General features: G+C 41.1%; 17 protein-coding genes. 4 read left to right on the top strand and 13 right to left on the bottom strand.

Annotated elements, in window-relative coordinates; all coding sequences use genetic code 11:
• From preA to CUU64_RS02090, 7 genes are all read right to left on the bottom strand, one after another.
• Positions 1-1,281 carry an NAD-dependent dihydropyrimidine dehydrogenase subunit PreA gene (gene preA / locus CUU64_RS02120; protein ID WP_101631633.1) on the bottom strand — a complete coding sequence of 427 codons (1,281 nt, stop codon included), beginning with the start codon at positions 1,279-1,281 and terminating at the stop codon, positions 1-3.
• 24 nt (positions 1,282-1,305) lie between these two features.
• Positions 1,306-2,673, bottom strand: coding sequence for an NAD(P)-dependent oxidoreductase (locus CUU64_RS02115; RefSeq protein ID WP_101631632.1), 1,368 nt, complete (start codon positions 2,671-2,673; stop codon positions 1,306-1,308).
• Positions 2,674-2,721: 48 nt separating this feature from the next.
• On the bottom strand, positions 2,722-3,612 hold the full coding sequence (locus tag CUU64_RS02110; RefSeq protein WP_101631631.1) for a nitrilase-related carbon-nitrogen hydrolase: 891 nt from the start codon (positions 3,610-3,612) through the stop codon (positions 2,722-2,724).
• A 277-nt stretch (positions 3,613-3,889) separates the two neighbouring features.
• Positions 3,890-5,140 carry a M20 family metallo-hydrolase gene (locus CUU64_RS02105; protein WP_101631630.1) on the bottom strand — a complete coding sequence of 417 codons (1,251 nt, stop codon included), beginning with the start codon at positions 5,138-5,140 and terminating at the stop codon, positions 3,890-3,892.
• A gap of 178 nt (positions 5,141-5,318) precedes the next feature.
• Positions 5,319-6,398 carry a C45 family autoproteolytic acyltransferase/hydrolase gene (locus CUU64_RS02100; protein ID WP_101631629.1) on the bottom strand — a complete coding sequence of 360 codons (1,080 nt, stop codon included), beginning with the start codon at positions 6,396-6,398 and terminating at the stop codon, positions 5,319-5,321.
• Positions 6,399-6,593: 195 nt separating this feature from the next.
• Positions 6,594-8,120: an NCS1 family nucleobase:cation symporter-1 gene (locus CUU64_RS02095; protein WP_101631628.1), complete on the bottom strand. Its 1,527-nt coding sequence runs from the start codon at positions 8,118-8,120 to the stop codon at positions 6,594-6,596.
• A 288-nt stretch (positions 8,121-8,408) separates the two neighbouring features.
• Positions 8,409-9,623 carry a CynX/NimT family MFS transporter gene (locus tag CUU64_RS02090; RefSeq protein WP_101631627.1) on the bottom strand — a complete coding sequence of 405 codons (1,215 nt, stop codon included), beginning with the start codon at positions 9,621-9,623 and terminating at the stop codon, positions 8,409-8,411.
• A gap of 188 nt (positions 9,624-9,811) precedes the next feature.
• Here CUU64_RS02090 and CUU64_RS02085 point away from each other — a divergent pair, with 188 nt between their 5' ends.
• Positions 9,812-10,567, top strand: a complete 756-nt coding sequence (locus CUU64_RS02085; protein WP_308302323.1) for a uracil-DNA glycosylase family protein — start codon at positions 9,812-9,814, stop codon at positions 10,565-10,567.
• Between the two features lie 5 nt (positions 10,568-10,572).
• On the opposite strand, the gene CUU64_RS02080 is transcribed toward CUU64_RS02085, so the two are convergent.
• Positions 10,573-11,148 carry a uracil-DNA glycosylase gene (locus CUU64_RS02080; RefSeq protein ID WP_101631626.1) on the bottom strand — a complete coding sequence of 192 codons (576 nt, stop codon included), beginning with the start codon at positions 11,146-11,148 and terminating at the stop codon, positions 10,573-10,575.
• A 189-nt stretch (positions 11,149-11,337) separates the two neighbouring features.
• Here CUU64_RS02080 and CUU64_RS02075 point away from each other — a divergent pair, with 189 nt between their 5' ends.
• Positions 11,338-11,625, top strand: a complete 288-nt coding sequence (locus CUU64_RS02075) for a hypothetical protein (RefSeq protein WP_101631625.1) — start codon at positions 11,338-11,340, stop codon at positions 11,623-11,625.
• 52 nt (positions 11,626-11,677) lie between these two features.
• On the opposite strand, the gene CUU64_RS02070 is transcribed toward CUU64_RS02075, so the two are convergent.
• The 3 genes from CUU64_RS02070 to CUU64_RS02060 all read right to left on the bottom strand — a co-directional run bounded on the left by CUU64_RS02070 (position 11,678) and on the right by CUU64_RS02060 (position 13,079).
• Positions 11,678-12,025, bottom strand: coding sequence for a spore coat protein (locus tag CUU64_RS02070; protein ID WP_101631624.1), 348 nt, complete (start codon positions 12,023-12,025; stop codon positions 11,678-11,680).
• 17 nt (positions 12,026-12,042) lie between these two features.
• Complete coding sequence (locus CUU64_RS02065; protein ID WP_101631623.1) at positions 12,043-12,324, bottom strand: ferritin-like domain-containing protein; 282 nt, start codon at positions 12,322-12,324, stop codon at positions 12,043-12,045.
• An 83-nt stretch (positions 12,325-12,407) separates the two neighbouring features.
• The gene (locus CUU64_RS02060) at positions 12,408-13,079 is read right to left on the bottom strand and encodes a YitT family protein (RefSeq protein WP_257985372.1); all 672 of its coding nucleotides are present in this window, start codon (positions 13,077-13,079) and stop codon (positions 12,408-12,410) included.
• A 177-nt stretch (positions 13,080-13,256) separates the two neighbouring features.
• On the opposite strand from CUU64_RS02060, the gene CUU64_RS02055 reads away from it, so the two are divergent.
• Positions 13,257-14,672: a S8 family peptidase gene (locus CUU64_RS02055; RefSeq protein WP_101631622.1), complete on the top strand. Its 1,416-nt coding sequence runs from the start codon at positions 13,257-13,259 to the stop codon at positions 14,670-14,672.
• A 160-nt stretch (positions 14,673-14,832) separates the two neighbouring features.
• Here the strand turns inward: CUU64_RS02055 and CUU64_RS21800 are convergent, their stop codons facing one another.
• The gene (locus tag CUU64_RS21800) at positions 14,833-14,988 is read right to left on the bottom strand and encodes a hypothetical protein (RefSeq protein ID WP_180954431.1); all 156 of its coding nucleotides are present in this window, start codon (positions 14,986-14,988) and stop codon (positions 14,833-14,835) included.
• Positions 14,989-15,572: 584 nt separating this feature from the next.
• Between CUU64_RS21800 and CUU64_RS21795 the strand changes: the two genes are divergently transcribed.
• Positions 15,573-15,728, top strand: a complete 156-nt coding sequence (locus tag CUU64_RS21795) for a hypothetical protein (protein ID WP_180954430.1) — start codon at positions 15,573-15,575, stop codon at positions 15,726-15,728.
• 90 nt (positions 15,729-15,818) lie between these two features.
• On the opposite strand, the gene CUU64_RS02050 is transcribed toward CUU64_RS21795, so the two are convergent.
• On the bottom strand, positions 15,819-16,526 hold the full coding sequence (locus tag CUU64_RS02050; RefSeq protein WP_101631621.1) for a TerC family protein: 708 nt from the start codon (positions 16,524-16,526) through the stop codon (positions 15,819-15,821).
• Positions 16,527-16,802 lie beyond the last annotated feature (276 nt).

Here is a 16,802-nt window from a genome sequence, read left to right as displayed (position 1 = left end):
CTATTTAACTAAATCTCTTCGGCTAAACGAACTAATAGCAGATTGCCTCTCGTTCCATGTCATTGGCGGCAAACTCGTCTTCAATTCAACCATATCAATGGCTCCGTCTACAGGGCAAACAATGGAGCAAAGATTGCATCCTACACAATCATCCTCTCGAACCCTTAAGTAAGGATTTCCATTTGAGTCTTTCAGCATATCAATGCATTGATGGGAAGTATCCTCACAGGCTATATGGCATTTGTTGCAATTAATGCAAACATCCTTATTGATCCTGGCAACAATCTGGTAGTTTAAATCCAGGTCCCCCCAATCGGAGTATCTTGGCACCGATTTTCCTACCAAATCATTAATGGAAGCAAGCCCTTTTTCATCTAGATAATTGGACAACCCCTCTATCATATCCTCGACAATGCGGAACCCGTGGTGCATGGCTGCTGTACAAACCTGAACTCCTGTTGCCCCCATCAATATAAATTCAACAGTATCCTGCCAATTGGAGATGCCGCCAATTCCGGAGATAGGAACATTCACCAAAGGGTTCCTTGCACATTCGGCAACCATATTTAAGGCAATTGGCTTTACTGCCGGGCCGCAATAGCCACCATGTGCCCCTTTTCCGCCAACATGCGGTATCGTGTTCCATGTATGAATATCAACTCCAGCAAGGCTGTTTATGGTGTTGATCATACTCACTGCATCCGCTCCGCCTCTTACAGCCGCTTCCGCTGTTACGGTAATGTCCGTAATATTTGGCGTTAATTTAACTATAACCGGCGTATTGGCTGCCTCCTTAGTCCAGTAGGTTTGTTTTTCCACTAATTCTGGAACCTGACCAGAAGCTGAACCCATTCCCCTTTCAGCCATACCGTGAGGGCACCCGAAATTTAGTTCTAAACCATCCACCCCGACAGCCTCCACGCGCTTTACGATTTCATGCCATTTCTCTTGCTTTGGCTCTACCATTAAAGAAGCGATGATAGCGTGATTGGGAAATTTCTTCTTGGTCTCCTCTATTTCCTTCAAATTTACCTCAAGGGGTCGGTCGGTAATCAATTCGATATTGTTAAAGCCTGCAACCCTTTGTCCATTAAAGCTGACAGCAGCGAAACGGGAAGAAACATTTAAGATCGGATCTCCCAATGTCTTCCAAACTGCTCCTCCCCAGCCGGCTTCAAATGCCCGTTGTACTTGGTATCCCGAATTCGTGGGGGGTGCAGAGGCTAGCCAAAAAGGGTTCGGGGATTTTATTCCAGCAAGGTTAATGCTTAGATCTGCCATATTATACCTCCTTTATCTGTATTTTCATGCGGTTTCTATTCTCTGGTTAAATAGCTTCTTATGAATTTCATATGCTAGCTTCTTTCCTTGCTGTGCGGCTGACACGACCATGGCTTCCCCCTGGCCTTTTCCAAATACAACATCTCCGCATGCATATACTTGATCATTGGAGGTTTTGAATGAGTCATGTGATAGCTTAACTACTCCATCGTTATGGTCAAGTCCAAACTCCTCAATCAACTGTACACGCCTGGATTGTCCAATTGCGCGAATGACTGCATCGACGGGTATTACGAATTCTGACCCCTCCACTTTGAGCGGTCGGCGCCGGCCGTCTTCACCTGGATCACTTAATGCCATTTTTATGCATTCGATTCCGGCCACCTTTCCGGTTTCATCGGCAAGGATCCTGTTAGGCGCGGTTAACCAGTGAAATTCAACACCATCCTGTTTAGCAAACTCGTATTCAAATTCATAGGCGGTCATTTCTTCAAACGTTCTGCGGTATAGGATTTTCACATTTTCCGCACCGAGGCGTACCGAACAGGTTGCAGCGTCAATCGCGGTATTGCCTGCTCCGATCACGGCTACCCGCTTTCCGATGAATTCCCTTGTAAGTTCACCGGTTTTTGTTTCTTTAACAAACTGGATCGCATCGTAGACCTCCGGGAGGTCTTCCCCTTCAATACCCACTTTAGGAACTTCGGACATGCCTATAGCCATTACTACGGCATCGTAACTTTCAAGCAGTTCTTTCGCCGAAATATCTTTTCCTACTCTTGTATTTGTGCGTATCTCAACATCCAGGCTTTTTACCTGTTCCACTTCCCAGAAAGAAATTGCTTGCGGCAGCCGGAAAGAAACAATGCCATACGTATTTAACCCTCCTGCTTTTTCTTCGGCTTCAAAAATAGTAACCTTATATCCGAGGATCGCCAATTCACGGGCGGCAGACAGACCGGCGGGACCACTTCCTACAACTGCCACTGATTTTCCGTTCCTCGTTCCGGCTTTAAAAAGTACCTGTTCGTTTTTAATCGCCCAGTCTGTGGCATACCGCTGCAGATTCCCAATCATAATCGGCGCTGTAGAATGATTTAGTACACAAGCACCCTCACATAGCTCCTCCGTCGGGCAAACCCTAGCACAACTGGCACCGATAGGGTTGGCTGTCATGATGGTTGTGGCAGACCCTTTGAGATTTCCCGTAGCGATTTTTTTTATAAAGGTTGGAATATCAATTCCTGTAGGGCATGCTTTAATGCAAGGAGCATCGTAACAGTATAAACATCGGTTCGCTTCTTCTATTGCCTGGCGATTTGTTAAACCAAGCTCTATTTCGTCAAAGTTCTTTTCTAACTGATGCAAGGAAATTCTCGCTACATTACTCAATCAATCCACCCCTTTGCATTCATTGGTTTGATGATTCAAGCACTCAGGTCACGGAAGTAGTGCAGTCATGTCTTGATAAGTTTCCGGGCGACGGTCACGATAAAATTGCCAAACATCCCTTACTTCTCGAATCAACTTTTTATCCATTTCACCAATTACCACTTCATCACGATCGCGGCTTGCCTCTGCCACAAAGTTACCTCGCGGATCGGCGAGATAAGATTGACCATAAAACTCACCCATGTTCCATGGAGCTTCGAAGCCTACACGGTTTATCGCAGCAATATAATACCCATTGGCAACGGCATGGGCCGGTTGTTCAAGCTTCCATAAATATTCCGAAGTCCCAGCTACTGTCGCTGAGGGATTAAATACGATTTCAGCTCCCTTTAGTCCTAACAAGCGGGCACCCTCTGGAAAATGGCGGTCATAACATATATACACGCCTACTTTTGCATAAGCCGTATCGAAAACAGGATATCCCAGATTACCTGGTTTAAAATAGTACTTTTCCCAGAAACCGTATCCCTCCTCACCAGCCTGTACGTGAGGAATATGATTTTTCCGGTATTTACCTAAATATGATCCATCTGCATCAATAACAGCGGCCGTATTGTAATATGTTGCAATACCCTCCCGTTCGTAAATAGGCAAAATGATCACGACTTCCAATTCTTTTGCCAGCTCCTGAAAAAGCTTAACTGTAGGCCCATTTGGCACTTCTTCTGCAGCCTCATACCATTTCGGGGTTTGTTCAGCACAGAAATATGGGCCATAAAAAATTTCCTGTAGGCAAATGATTTGAGCTTTTTTTGCTTTTGCTTCTCTGATTAGCTTAATGTGCTTTTCAATCGCTTTTTGTTTGTGCACCTCTACCGATTCATTCCCATGGATGTCATTGGATGCTTGAATCAGACCAATCATCACTTTGTCCGACATTCTGAAACCCTCCTCCTTCACCGTGCTTTATAATAAAAACTCTATGTAACGTTGGATTAATTTTATTATTAAGACCTGGTCATTTCATTACACAATCTGTAAGGAATGGACGATGCGTTTCATACACAATGTAAACTTATTACGTTTGGGCTTGACTTTGAGTCTTCATATAACACTTTGTCAAAAAACAGTTTTCCGAACGCCGGCCAAGTCCACGTTCTTTCAAAAAAATAAGCGGGCCACATTAAGGATGAGCCCGCTATTATTGGATATGCGATTACTTCCGTTGGATAATGCCCAGCACTGTTTGGTATAACAGCTCTGTTCCGATTGCGATGTCTTCATGGGTGGAAGACTCAAGCGGATTATGGCTGATGCCGTCCTTGCAGCGGACGAAAATCATTCCATAATCACAGTGATTAGACATTACTAGCGAATCATGAAAGGGGCCGCTCATTAATTCAGTTGGCTTATAGCCCATTTTGCCGGCTGCATCACGAATCATATCCTTAATCCAGTCCGCGCAATAACGTGGTTCTGTATTCGTATCCTCTGAAATCGAAACTGTTAGCTTGTGTTCCTCAGCTATCCTCTGAATGGCACGGTGGAGTTGTTTTTCATACCGGTCTCTTCGCTCCAATTCGATATCCCTTAAATCCACTGTGAAAGTAACCTTTTCAGGAATGATGTTTCTGGAATTTGGGAATACCTCAATATTTCCCACCGTGGCGACAGTTGGACTTCCTTGTTCTTGCGTTGCGATTTCATTTAGGGCGACAATCACTTTGGCAGAACCTAATAAGGCATCCTGGCGCATTGGCATCGGCACACTTCCGGCGTGTCCGGCAAAACCTGTCATCTCAACGGTCAGCCATAGGGGGCCTGAAATTCCCGTTACAATTCCAATTGGTTCCTGTAGCCTATCAAGCACTGGACCTTGCTCAATATGCAATTCCAGAAATGCTGCAACACTGCCTGGTTTGTATTCCGATTCGCTAAATTTTTCGGGATCACAACCAAAATCAATAAGTGCTTGCCTTCTTGTAATCCCGTCTTTGTCCTTTCTATCCAATTCGCCCGGTTCCAATGCTCCCCAAATGCCCCGGACCCCAAAAATCCCCTTATTGAACCTACAGCCTTCTTCATCACAAAAAGCCACAACCTCAATAGGTGCTTCGGGGACAATTTTCTTTTCTGCCATGGCTTGCACTGCTTCAATGGCGCCCAAAACCCCAATTGCACCATCAAAGCGTCCCCCGTAAGGCTGTGAATCAATATGCGAACCCAACATTATTATTGGTTTATCGGGATTTTTCCCTTCCATTCTTCCTATTAAGTTACCGAAATGGTCAATCCTTGTTTCCATTCCCGCTTCTTCCATCCAACCCTTTACAACATCGACTGCCTTACGATCTTCCTTTGACAAAGCTAAGCGGCAGACCCCGGTGTCACCGATTTTTCCAATTTGAGCTAGCTTCTCAATTCTGTCCTGCAGTCTTGAAGTATTGATAGCATGTGTTTTGATCATAATTTCACCGCTTCCACAATAAAGTTTATTTCTCGTTTATGAAACCTCTCTATTATTATAGTTATCATAAAATTTTAATTGGATAGACATTTTGTAAAGTAATAGACAAACAAGTTTTAACAAATCGTCCGAACTACAGTTTTAAATGTTTGCACTCTATTTAATAGATACGAACATTTTATGATTCTTTCAGTTGTAATTTGGAAAGTTGATAAGTGTGATAGGCATTAGTGCAAGGCTGACCATTTGAAATCTCCAGTGTCTTTGTTGATAAATTCATTATGATGGAAAATACAGTACCGCAGGCTGTACTCCTTCCTAAATCAACAGGATATGATTCGCCATGGCGGCAAATTGAATCAGGATGGCCGAAGTGATCGGAAAAGATAGTTTTAAGAGTCTGTGCATCGATGTTAGCTGCGGAAACTAAATTATGGGAGCGCCAGTATCTTACATAGGTATCGGGGAATTTCAGCCTGGCAGTATCTAATATGTCCATCCGGGTACTTAAAAAATGATTTGTATGGTTGATGGTCCCATCGGAAGGATACAAAACATCAAAATCAGTAGAAGTTGCCTCAATATCGAAAGCAACTCCTTCCCCGTGAGCAACAAGAAAATTAGCAGCTGTACCACGTTGCAGCCTTCCTACCTGGCCGACTGCCTGAGATAATGAATGACTGTTTAAAATGCCACGGAGTATGATATGGATAGGCACCCCCATTTTGTTGTTTGCTGTTCCAAGTAAATTTAAACAAACGCCAACACCTTTACTGTTCATCCCTATTTTCCCTACAATGCCTGCTTCTGTAGCCATTAATATCGTCGGGCGTGGGTCCTGATCTATTTCAAGGATAATGACACCTGGCTTAATATCATCAATCCAGTCCCAATTTTGTCCAAGCAGCGTATGCTGGTGTTTTGTCGCTATGGGCAAGGCAGCTAAACTTGTGCACCCGTCGGTGTTTATTATAATTTCACTTCTAGCATTTAACGCAACAATATCCAATAGCGGCTGATTCGAGCCCTCGCTAATCCCAATGATTTCATTCATAATTTCTTGGTCATATTTTTCAATCCAAGGTATATATTCTGCCGCCCGTTTCGTCGCGGTTTCCCAGTCTACACCAGCCATATCCTTAAAAATCCTTTTATAGGTGTTAATATTGTGAAGGATTTGCTCTTTAGCTCTACTTCCTATTTGTCTCCCTCGTTCAATTGCAGATCCGCTTACTGCAATAAATGGAAATGACTTCATAATTATTCCCCCTAGTTAAATGATTCGTTTATTCAATTTTATTAGGTGACAAGATAAAGCTTATAATTCTGTTATCGTGTTCCCCTATATTGTTTTTTCTACATTCAACGCTTTTTTCCTTTTGAATTTATTGGCTCTCATGTATACGTAAAAAACCTGAGAATTTGATCTCAGGCCCTTTACTTGAATTTATACTTATTTTGTTACAACTGAATCGATAGGATTACTGCCAGGCGTTTGTGCTAAATTTTCCTTGATTGTAATTTTTTCATATTCCCCAGTTTTCAAAACACTTTTATCGCTTCTCATTAAGTAGACATATGCAGCAATTGAAATGATTAATCCGGCTGTCCAGGCGTTATCCCAGAGAAATCTAAGACTTGGAATAATCAATCCAAGAACGGGAATAACTACTCCGATAATAAGTGCATAAATCCCATTTTTATTATACCCGCTGCTATAGTTGTACCTTCCGCCTGGTTCATATAATTCACTGAGTGCCAACTGCCTTTTGCGAACCAACCAGTAGTCTGCAATGGCAATGCCGTCAATCGGGCCTAACAATGCCGCATAAGCACCAAGCCAGCCAAAAATATAGTTGCCAAAGTTAGACATGATATACCAAGGCTGCATTAAGATGGTCACAATTCCGGTAATCAGGGCACCCATTGCAAAAGTGATACGTTTCGGGTTTAAGTTTTCTACTGCACGGGCAGGCGCTACAATGTTTGCTCCAACATTAATCGTCAAGGAAGAAAGCACAATGACAATAGTGCCTAAGAAGATAACAAATGGCGGGAAGTTCGCTATCAGCTGTACTGGATCCCAAATAGCCTGCCCAAATATAACAATTGTTGCGGACGTTACTGCTATGCCAATAAAAGCAAAAATACTCATTGTCAGCGGAAGAGAAATGCTTTGGGCAACCATTTGTGATTTCTGGTTCTTTGCGTACCGGCAAAAATCAGGAATATTTAAAGCTAAGGTTGCCCAAAACGCAATAACCCCAGTAAGGGCTGGAAAAAATACTTTGAAAAATTCGCCCGTGGAATTGAATTTGGAAGGCTGCTCTAGAATAGGCCCCCAGCCGCCTGATTGGGTGAAAGCCCAAATAAGGAGAATGATTGCTGAAATACCGACTACCGGTGCTGCAATTGCACCTAGAACCTTCATAGCTTGTGGGCCTTTGTAAGCCACGCCTACATTCAGTGCCCAGAAAAAAGCAAAAACAATTGCCGTATGTCCTGGTAAGTTCGCCCAAGTGGAAAATGAGGCTGAAAGCAATGTATCGATTGCACCTGTTCCAATCCACGTATTAATACCAAACCATCCTGCTGCGACAAGCGCTCGTGCTAACGCTGGAATGTGTGCACCTTTATCCCCAAACCAAAGGCGGGCAAAAACTGGATATGGAATGCCAAACTTTGTCCCTGCATGCGAATTTAAAAGAATAGGGATAAGAACAATGACGTTTCCCAGGAAAATCGTTAAGACAGCCTGCCACCAACTCATTCCTAATGTTATCAGCCCGCTTGCCATAGTGTAGGCAGGGATACATAAACACATCCCAATCCACAAAGTAGCAAAGTTCATGCCGCTCCATGAATGTTCCTTCAAAGTTGTCGGCCGCAAATCATCATTCCATAAATCGCTGTGCTTCAATTTTTCTGTTGCAGTGTCTGTCAAGGTAACAATTCCATTTTGTTGAATTTGCGTTTTCATTAAACCCCTCCTTTTTTAATGCTGAGATTTCCCAATCCTCTCAAGAAAAACCCCTTTTTCCGAGAGGCCGGACCAAAAATCGATGCGACAGCGTTAGGAAACACCAAAAAGGAAATCAACTATTATGTCAATGATACTTAACAGCTAATTTAATTATATATAATTTGAGAATTCGCACATTGAACAAAATGTAACATTCTTACTATTGTTTTTTAGATGTTTTGTCTTTTGTTAAAAAAAATAACGGAAAGCAACTATCTGCTTTCCGCCTATAAATATTTATATTATTCATTTGGTTTCATCGCCAGTAACATACTTAGCACTTCCGGCCTCCATACCCATAATAAACAAAGGAACGGCCCCCGCGCACAAGATCACTAAAGGAATTGTCCAGCTATGTGTGATATCATGAATGAAGCCAAATAGTGCGGGGCCTATAGCTGCCAATAAATACCCAATTGATTGCGCCATTCCCGATAACTCTGCAGCCTGTTGAGCATTATGTGTACGTAGTACAAAAAACATGGTGGCAAGACTAAATGCTGCTCCTAAAAAAATTCCAATGAGCATAACAAATAATGGCGCTAACCAGGTGATCCCACTAAGAAGACCAATATAGCCAAAGATTAAACAAAGTACGATGATCATCACCAAACCCCGCTGGCTCGAAAAGCGTGCTGCCAGTATCGGGACAATAAAGGTTGCAGGAAGGCTTACAAATTGTGTTAAGGATAGAAGCCAGCCAGCCGCAGAGTGGGAGATTCCCTGGGAATGAAGGATAGATGGCAACCAGGTTATCACAGTATAAAAGACTGTCGACTGCAACCCCATAAACAAGGCGACCTTCCACGCAAGAGAGGAATGCCAAAGTGATGGGCCGGACCGCTTGATCGAATTACCTGGTCGATTTGAAAACCTTATTTGAGGAATCCAAAAAAGGATGGCGATGATAGATAAAAAAATCCAGCAAACAAGAGCATTTTGCCAGCCTAAACCTAGGCCTTGTGAAATTGGGATGCTGACCCCTGAAGCTATTGCCGCCCATAAATTCATAGACAGGGAATATGTACCTGTCATAAGTCCGACTTTTTCGGGGAATGCCTGTTTTACCAATCCCGGCAAAAGCACGTTACATACCGCTATCGCAATACCAATCAATGCAGTTCCCAGAAACAATGTATGGATATAAGTAACGTATCTAAGTAAAATTCCAGCTGTAAGCAAAAACATAGCGCCAAATATCGTAGTTTCTAATCCAAATCGGCTGGCGATTTTGGGTGCAATTGGCGAAATAATGGCAAATGCAAGCAATGGAATCGTCGTCAACATCCCAGCCAATGTACTGGATAAGCCCATGTCCTGCCTGATTGTATCAATGATAGGCCCAACGCCGGTAATAGGTGCTCTGAGGTTCGCTGCAGCAAACACAATACCCAAGATGAGTACAATGATACTAACACGAGAAGTGACACGGGAATCAGATAATTTTTCCTTCGCAATCATAAAACAGTCCTCCAATTAATTAAACGTAGCAGGCTGGATAAAATAAACGTATTAGAAAAATTATAACACTTGTGTAGGATCCGTGGGCATTTAAAAATTAATCGCGGTATTACCCTTTGTTCATAATTGATAGAATAACGTACGGATTATAAAGGAATAAGTAATCTGAATAAGGAGGTAATTTTTCATTGATCTTTCATGAAGCGCGTTTTGAGCTTTTTTATAAGAAGATTGAACAACTGTCCCATCAAGAGTCGCTAACTAAGCAAGATTTACTGACAGGAAAATTCTTACTAAACACACAAGGGGATTTAGAAATGTATTATTCCCCTCATAATGAATATTTGAACCCCGATGCAAAAATTGTGATTGTCGGCATCACTCCTGGCTGGACACAGATGAAAACTGCCTTTCAACAAGCTGGGAATAGCCTTCATAACGGTCATTCTATCCCAGAAATCCTTCGGTCAGCAAAAAAGGCAGCGAGCTTTTCCGGTAGCATGCGTGTCAATTTGATATCAATGCTTGATGGGTGCGGAGTGCCTGCTGCATTGGGAGTTAACAGTTCAGAAACATTATTTTACGATAAATGGGATTTGTTGCATACAACATCTGTCATTAAATATCCGGTGTTTCACCAATATAAAAACTACACCGGCCACCGCCCTAAGATTGAGCACTCATCTCTACTTTCGTATTTTGCTTATGAAATATTCCCAAAGGAACTGGGAATGTTAAAAAACCGTTCGCTGATTATTCCTTTGGGTAAGACTGTGGAACATGTATTTGTTATGCTAATTGCCCAAAAAGAGCTACCGGCACATCATCAATATCTTTTTGGTTTCCCCCACCCTTCCGGTGCGAACGGACATCGGAAAAAGCAATTTGAAGAACAAATCCAAACCTTCCAAAAGATTGTTGAGAAATGGGCAAAACAATTGTAACACCCTTAGTAAAGTTGTTGGAAGCGCTCTGCAACCAGTCTCCAATCTTCAAGAAACAAGCTCCATAGATTTGGCCTACGCCTTATAGCTAGCGGATGATAAGCAACAGCTGTCGAAAAGCCTGATATATCATGCCATGTGCCACGCAGTTTTTTCACTTCCGCTTCCTTATCCCTGAAAAAGGATTGTACTGCAACGTTTCCTAAACATAAAATCATTTGGGGCTTTTTATCAGAAAGCTGTTTGCTAAGATGCATCATGCAAGTATTACGAGCCTTTTCCTTATCATAAGCACGGATCGGCCTTCTTTTAAGTATGTATGTCACATACAGATTATCCATTCGAAAACCAGTCTGGTGTGCAGCCTTCTGTAGTGTTTGCCTTGTCCCGCATACATATGGGATTCCTTCCCTGTCTTCCCTAGCTCCTGGGTTATCAAGAATGAGCATAATTGGTGCATTTGGATTACCTTCACCCCAGACCATACGTGATCCATGCTCATAAATTCCGCATTCCCGGCAACATTTCATATCATCTGGAACTGGTTCCTCTGGACAAATTACTGGACAATATTCCTCCAAAACATTCACCTCATTGTAGTTTTTAAATAGTTTTCCCTTATACGGTAATCTTAGTGGTCGTACAGCATAAACTCCAATGGTTCAAAACGCAATGAGAAAAAACATCATTTCTTTCCATATGAGTGCCTTAATCTTTTCGTCGTGGTAGGACAGACTAAGAACCATTAAGTTTATAAAGGAGATATGTAAATGGAGATAAAAATCGACCAGCTTATGCAGGAGTTACCTGATTTTAATACGCACAGTGAAGCGAAAGCTTGGTTTGAAGAAAGGTATCATGACCGGTTTGTGTTAGGAACAACCGATTTAATTGAAGAAACTAAGGTTTATTACTACCATATAGTGAAGGATCAACAAGAGTATAAGGACTATATGGCTGCAGTTTCAAATGGTAATCAAATAGAGAGCATGTATCCCTTCCACAGCTATTCCACTGTGGAAATTGCCGAAAACGGAGGTATTAGCATTAGTCTATAAATACATGGAACATTAAAAAAGAGGAGCCAATTTTGCTCCTCCTTAAAATATTTTATTCGTAAGGGAATTGTGATGAATAGTTGCTGAATTGTTTGTAAGCTTGGTCGATTTTTTTCTGCTCTTCAGCCTCAAGTTTGTACCAGCCATGCTGGAACATTAAATTATACATCTCGCGGCAGCTATCATGCGTTTCATTAAGAATTTGAACCATATCAGCAAAAAGCTCCTTATGGCTTGCTTCTCTTACTGCGATATTAAGGCTGTCGGTTAAGTATTTGCACATGGCTAGGCCATCATTTAAAAAGTCCCGGTCATTCATATCCGGACCTTTTGTTTTTGGGAGTTCGCCTGTTTGCGGGTTGGCAATTTTGCTGTTATTTTTTGATTGATCGTTTTGCATGATATCACCTCAGACGCTTATTGTGACAAAGACTTGGTCTGTTTTGGACTTGGAATTTCTGCCATTACTTCATCATTATTGATTTGAAGATGCGTTAATAGTTTTTTAAAATGGTTTTGATGCATTCTCCCTGCACTATCGAAGGCTTCTTTAAAAACAGGATTGTTCACCTGTTTTGCATAAAAACTAAACTTTTTAAACGCCAGAAGCTCCCAGGATAGAGCATCTTTTAAATACAGTAAATCCTTTGTTGTAATGGCGCGCGGTGGATTCGGTATTGGTGGTTGTTGATCTTCCATGTCAGGATCCCCCTTTCCTCCTTATAACGATAACTTTATTATGGACAAAAGTGCCGCCCGTTATTCTGAACTTACAAGCTCTCCTATTTTCTCCGCCATGCCACATTCTGAAACAAGGAAAATTGGATTTTATAAGTGTTTACGACATCAATAATCTTTGTGGATAAAAACTGGCAAATTACAGCATATATAACAATTTTTAAATCAATGATTAAAGCTGTTAGGATAAATATGGAGATATTAAGCCAGAACATCGCTTTTCCCGGAGACATTTTTTTATACATTGCCAGAACAAGCGCAAACACAACCATTCCCCCACTAGAAGAGCCATATCTGATTAAGATTCCAACGCCTACACCGTAAAATAAAGAGCCACAAATAAGATCGATCATGATGTTCCATTCAGGAATATACCAAAAAGCTGTCACCCAGTTTACCGTAAAAGACGTAATTGAAACGGAATATATTGTCCTTAATGTCCATTGATACCCGAAGTATTTTATAGCCAATGTTAATGACATTAAATTGGCAAACCATAAACACACTCCGATGGAGAAATGCAGGAAATGATTCATTAGAATGGCAATCCCTGCAGCTCCTCCAGAAGGTATAGAGTTAGGAAATAAAAATAATGACATTCCAATTCCTTGAATGATAGCGCCTACAGTTAAGTATCCATAAGAAATAATTTCCCAGTAAAACATTTCACCTAGTAACCGATTATTTCGTTTCCCTTTTTTTGACAATGTCTTCATTGCCTCCGTTCACCGTCTGCGGACATTTTTACTCCTTGTCCATAATATGAAAAATAAAGAAAAAATATGTTGGATTTCCCTTTTAGCAGCAATCTTAATCCACCACACATTACCATCGTTAAAATTAATTAAAAATAACAGGCTAAGTAACAATACATGTTAAATGAGGTGTACGGAATGGCTAGGATGCGTAATTATGCAATAACTGGTTTTGTGGTTTTGCTGGTGGCAATTGGAATCACAATGATGATGCGGGGCGACGGGGAAAATAATGAACAAAATAGACGTGTAAATCCTTTGTCTGAAGCCAATCTGCGAATACTAAATGATAGGACAAATAAGGATTTATTGCACATTAATAGCCTAGAAGACGGCATAAGTTTGAAATCACACCTGCGTTCCCACCCGGAAATATCTATTATTAAACATAATGCGTCGGACGAAAGCCACTTTCATGAGCATGAGGTGTCCGTTAAATTCAAACATTATCCAGATAAAAAAGAACTGAATGAAATCAACAAAAGAATTCAAGGTCAAATCATCAAAACATATAATTCAACAATTATCTTCCGGTCGAAAAGGTTATATACAGATGAATTGCTGCAATATTTCAACCATCAGGATTATGTTGACTACGCAGAGCCTAATTACATTTATCTTCAGAATGAAGCAACCATCCCGAATGATTCTCTCTACCGCCGAAGATATCAGTGGAACTTCCCTGCAATTCAAGCAGAGGAAGGCTGGGAAATTACACGAGGAAGGAAAGATGTTATCATAGCGGTAGTGGACACTGGAGTGGATCTGGACCATCCGGATTTAAGGCGAAGATTGACTGCTGGTTACAATGTAGTCTCAAATACACATAATCCAGATGACGATAACGGACATGGTACCCATGTTGCAGGCATTATCGCTTCCGAAACAAATAACTTGCGCGGAGTTGCAGGATTAACGTGGTATAATAAAATCATGCCAATTAAAGCCATGGCTGCTAAAGGCTATGGAAATGCATTTGATATTGCTCAAGGTATTATCTGGGCAACTGACCACGGAGCAGATATCATAAATTTAAGCTTGGGGAATTACCAGCCCTCAGCTGTAATGCATGAAGCAGTTCAGTATGCATATAAGAAAGGTGTCGTGATTACTGTGGCCGCTGGAAATGATAATACGGATCAGCCAAGTTACCCCGCTGCATACCCGGAAGTACTAACTGTTGCAGCTATTGACTTTCAAGGGAATAAAGCACCATTCTCAAACTATGGAGAACATGTAGATGTTGCAGCACCAGGCGTTGAGATCCCAAGCACCTATTTTCACAAACAGTATGCTGCCCTTTCAGGAACGTCGATGGCATCGCCGCATGTTGCCGCGCAAGCCGGTCTGATCAAGTCACAAAATCCTGATTTAAAAAATACCGAGATCATGAATGTCATTAGGACTACCTCATATGACCTTGGGCCTTCGGGTTTTGACCCTTTTTATGGCAGTGGGATCATTGATATACAGGAATCACTGCGCAGTGTGAAAAAACCCGAAAACCAACAACGCGCTGGGTTTTGGGAAGAACTAAAACGTTTATTTCAATAAAAGTTACTAACATCACATCGTATTATATAGACGCCGGTGTGATTATCCGGCTTTCATCTTTAACTGTTAGAGCTGTATGTGCACTACTAAAGATAGGCATGGGATGTTACTACGCTTTCCATATTACTTTAAAAAATAAAGCGCCATGCATGGCGCTTTATTAATTATTGCTGTTTTGTTGGTTGCTTTGCTCCATGCCAAACGTCTCTTTAAAGGCATCTTTAATTTTACTTGCTGCTCGATCCATGCCTTGCGTCATATCACTTTCATCATTTCCAGTATTGCTGTTGCTTTGGTTAAAGTCTTGTTTTTCCATATTTCACACCTCCGTTATAGGATGTGATATATGACAATCATTATCCAAAAGCGTTTTAAAGATTGAAAATTCACAAAAGTTAACATAATAAAATTATTTTCCAATCAGTTAACGGTTATTTTAAGGTGTTTACCCCGTGTTCTATTCTTAAAAACCCTAATCAAGTCTCTTTAATAATAATTTCTCACCCATACCCTGAGCATTACTAATCAATTCGCAACCTTTATCGACATCTCTCATCGTTGCAATCACATGAAACCCCCTCTTCGCAAATTCCAAGCAAGTCAAAAAACCAAAAGCCACTGGAAGACCCGGTCACAACCACAACTTGATTTCCCCAAAAAAATCCCCCTTATTTAAAGCAAATTTCTCCAGTTCAAATAAACTAGGGGTCAGGCTTCAATAGGTTAATAAGGTAAATCAACGGTGATCAGACCCTAATTTATTTAATAAAATGATGAAAGTTAAAAATGAGAACGTAGTACTATTTTTATGAATAAATTTAGATAATAAGCTAACTTTAAGATATATCAGCATGAAGCGAGTATTTTTCGATTAATTCTACTGTATAAGGAATCGAGACTATGATAAACAACGATGAGGCACTTATTTTTTTAGATGAAATCGGCCGTTTGATTGATGACTACTATAGGTGTGAAGTACGTGAAATAAAAGAACAAATTTTTAAGGATATCCAACTTTTAGCGAGTGCACTTTCCCCCGATACTACTGAACAATAAGGATCTTTGTTAGAAAATAGCCGTTTTACATCTACATTTGTATAAGAAAAAAAGAGACTTTTTTATTCAAAAAAGTCTCTTTCCACCACATTATTGAGGATTTTCCTCTAGTTTCATTTTCTTTTTTCGTGCTTTTTCATTTTCCACTCTTTGTTGCTTAAAGTTACCGGCAACAATAACACCAATTACGATGAAGGCTTCGAACCCATATTTCACCAGCGGGTTAGCGAAGTAATCATGCAGGAACGGCTCGTTTACAATCATCTTGGACGCTGTCCATCCCAGAATACCGGCACCGATTGTAACAATGAATGGGTACCGTTCAATTAGTTTCAGGATCAATGTACTTCCATACATAACTACCGGAATAGATACAAGAAGCCCTATAATAACCAAAAGCATGTTACCGTGAGCTGCACCGGCAACAGCCAATACATTGTCCAATCCCATTAAGGCATCGGCAATTATAATCGTTTTAATAGCACCCCAGATGGAGTCAGCCGCTTTTACGTCATGCTCTTCTTCATCTACCAATAGCTTATAAGCAATCCATACAAGCAACAATCCTCCGACTAAGTGTAAACCAGGTACATCTAATAGAACGACTACTAGCAATGTAGCAATGATCCTGATGATAATCGCCCCTACTGCACCCCATATAATAACCTTTTTTTGTTGTTCTTTTGGAAGTTTTCTAGCTGCTAGGCCAATCAGAATCGCGTTATCACCCGCTAGAACCAAATCTATCAAAATGATTGATATAAGTCCTGCAAAGAATTCTCCTGATAAAAAATCCATTATAATTCCTCCTTTACATAAAAATGCTCACTAGGAGCAGCCAGGATGAAAACTGAAAACAGTGCCATGATTAGTAAAAGTGAAAAACTTTCCTTTTAGCGCAAAAATAAAGAGACCAGTGCCATTGAAAAATGGCAAAGGTCTCGCTGAGCACTAAATCATTAGGCCAATAAAGCCGGTGGAAAAACCACGTAATGACGACTTTATTTCAGGTCTCCCTGACGCTACTCCCCTTTACGGGACTACTACTGTATCGATAGACTAACCATTCCTCCG

The sequence above is a fragment of the Bacillus sp. V5-8f genome, assembly GCF_002863565.1.
Taxonomy (GTDB): Bacteria; Bacillota; Bacilli; order Bacillales; family DSM-1321; genus Peribacillus.
This window is presented reverse-complemented; position numbering and strand designations above follow the sequence as displayed.

Coding starts and splice junctions, on each gene's coding strand:
- preA (WP_101631633.1), bottom strand. CDS start 1,281: ATGGCAGATCTAAGCATTAACCTTGCTGGAATAAAATCCCCGAACCCT.
- CUU64_RS02110 (WP_101631631.1), bottom strand. CDS start 3,612: ATGTCGGACAAAGTGATGATTGGTCTGATTCAAGCATCCAATGACATC.
- CUU64_RS02105 (WP_101631630.1), bottom strand. CDS start 5,140: ATGATCAAAACACATGCTATCAATACTTCAAGACTGCAGGACAGAATT.
- CUU64_RS02100 (WP_101631629.1), bottom strand. CDS start 6,398: ATGAAGTCATTTCCATTTATTGCAGTAAGCGGATCTGCAATTGAACGA.
- CUU64_RS02095 (WP_101631628.1), bottom strand. CDS start 8,120: ATGAAAACGCAAATTCAACAAAATGGAATTGTTACCTTGACAGACACT.
- CUU64_RS02090 (WP_101631627.1), bottom strand. CDS start 9,623: ATGATTGCGAAGGAAAAATTATCTGATTCCCGTGTCACTTCTCGTGTT.
- CUU64_RS02075 (WP_101631625.1), top strand. CDS start 11,338: ATGGAGATAAAAATCGACCAGCTTATGCAGGAGTTACCTGATTTTAAT.
- CUU64_RS02070 (WP_101631624.1), bottom strand. CDS start 12,025: ATGCAAAACGATCAATCAAAAAATAACAGCAAAATTGCCAACCCGCAA.
- CUU64_RS02065 (WP_101631623.1), bottom strand. CDS start 12,324: ATGGAAGATCAACAACCACCAATACCGAATCCACCGCGCGCCATTACA.
- CUU64_RS02060 (WP_257985372.1), bottom strand. CDS start 13,079: ATGAAGACATTGTCAAAAAAAGGGAAACGAAATAATCGGTTACTAGGT.
- CUU64_RS02055 (WP_101631622.1), top strand. CDS start 13,257: ATGGCTAGGATGCGTAATTATGCAATAACTGGTTTTGTGGTTTTGCTG.
- CUU64_RS21800 (WP_180954431.1), bottom strand. CDS start 14,988: ATGGAAAAACAAGACTTTAACCAAAGCAACAGCAATACTGGAAATGAT.
- CUU64_RS21795 (WP_180954430.1), top strand. CDS start 15,573: ATGATAAACAACGATGAGGCACTTATTTTTTTAGATGAAATCGGCCGT.
- CUU64_RS02050 (WP_101631621.1), bottom strand. CDS start 16,526: ATGGATTTTTTATCAGGAGAATTCTTTGCAGGACTTATATCAATCATT.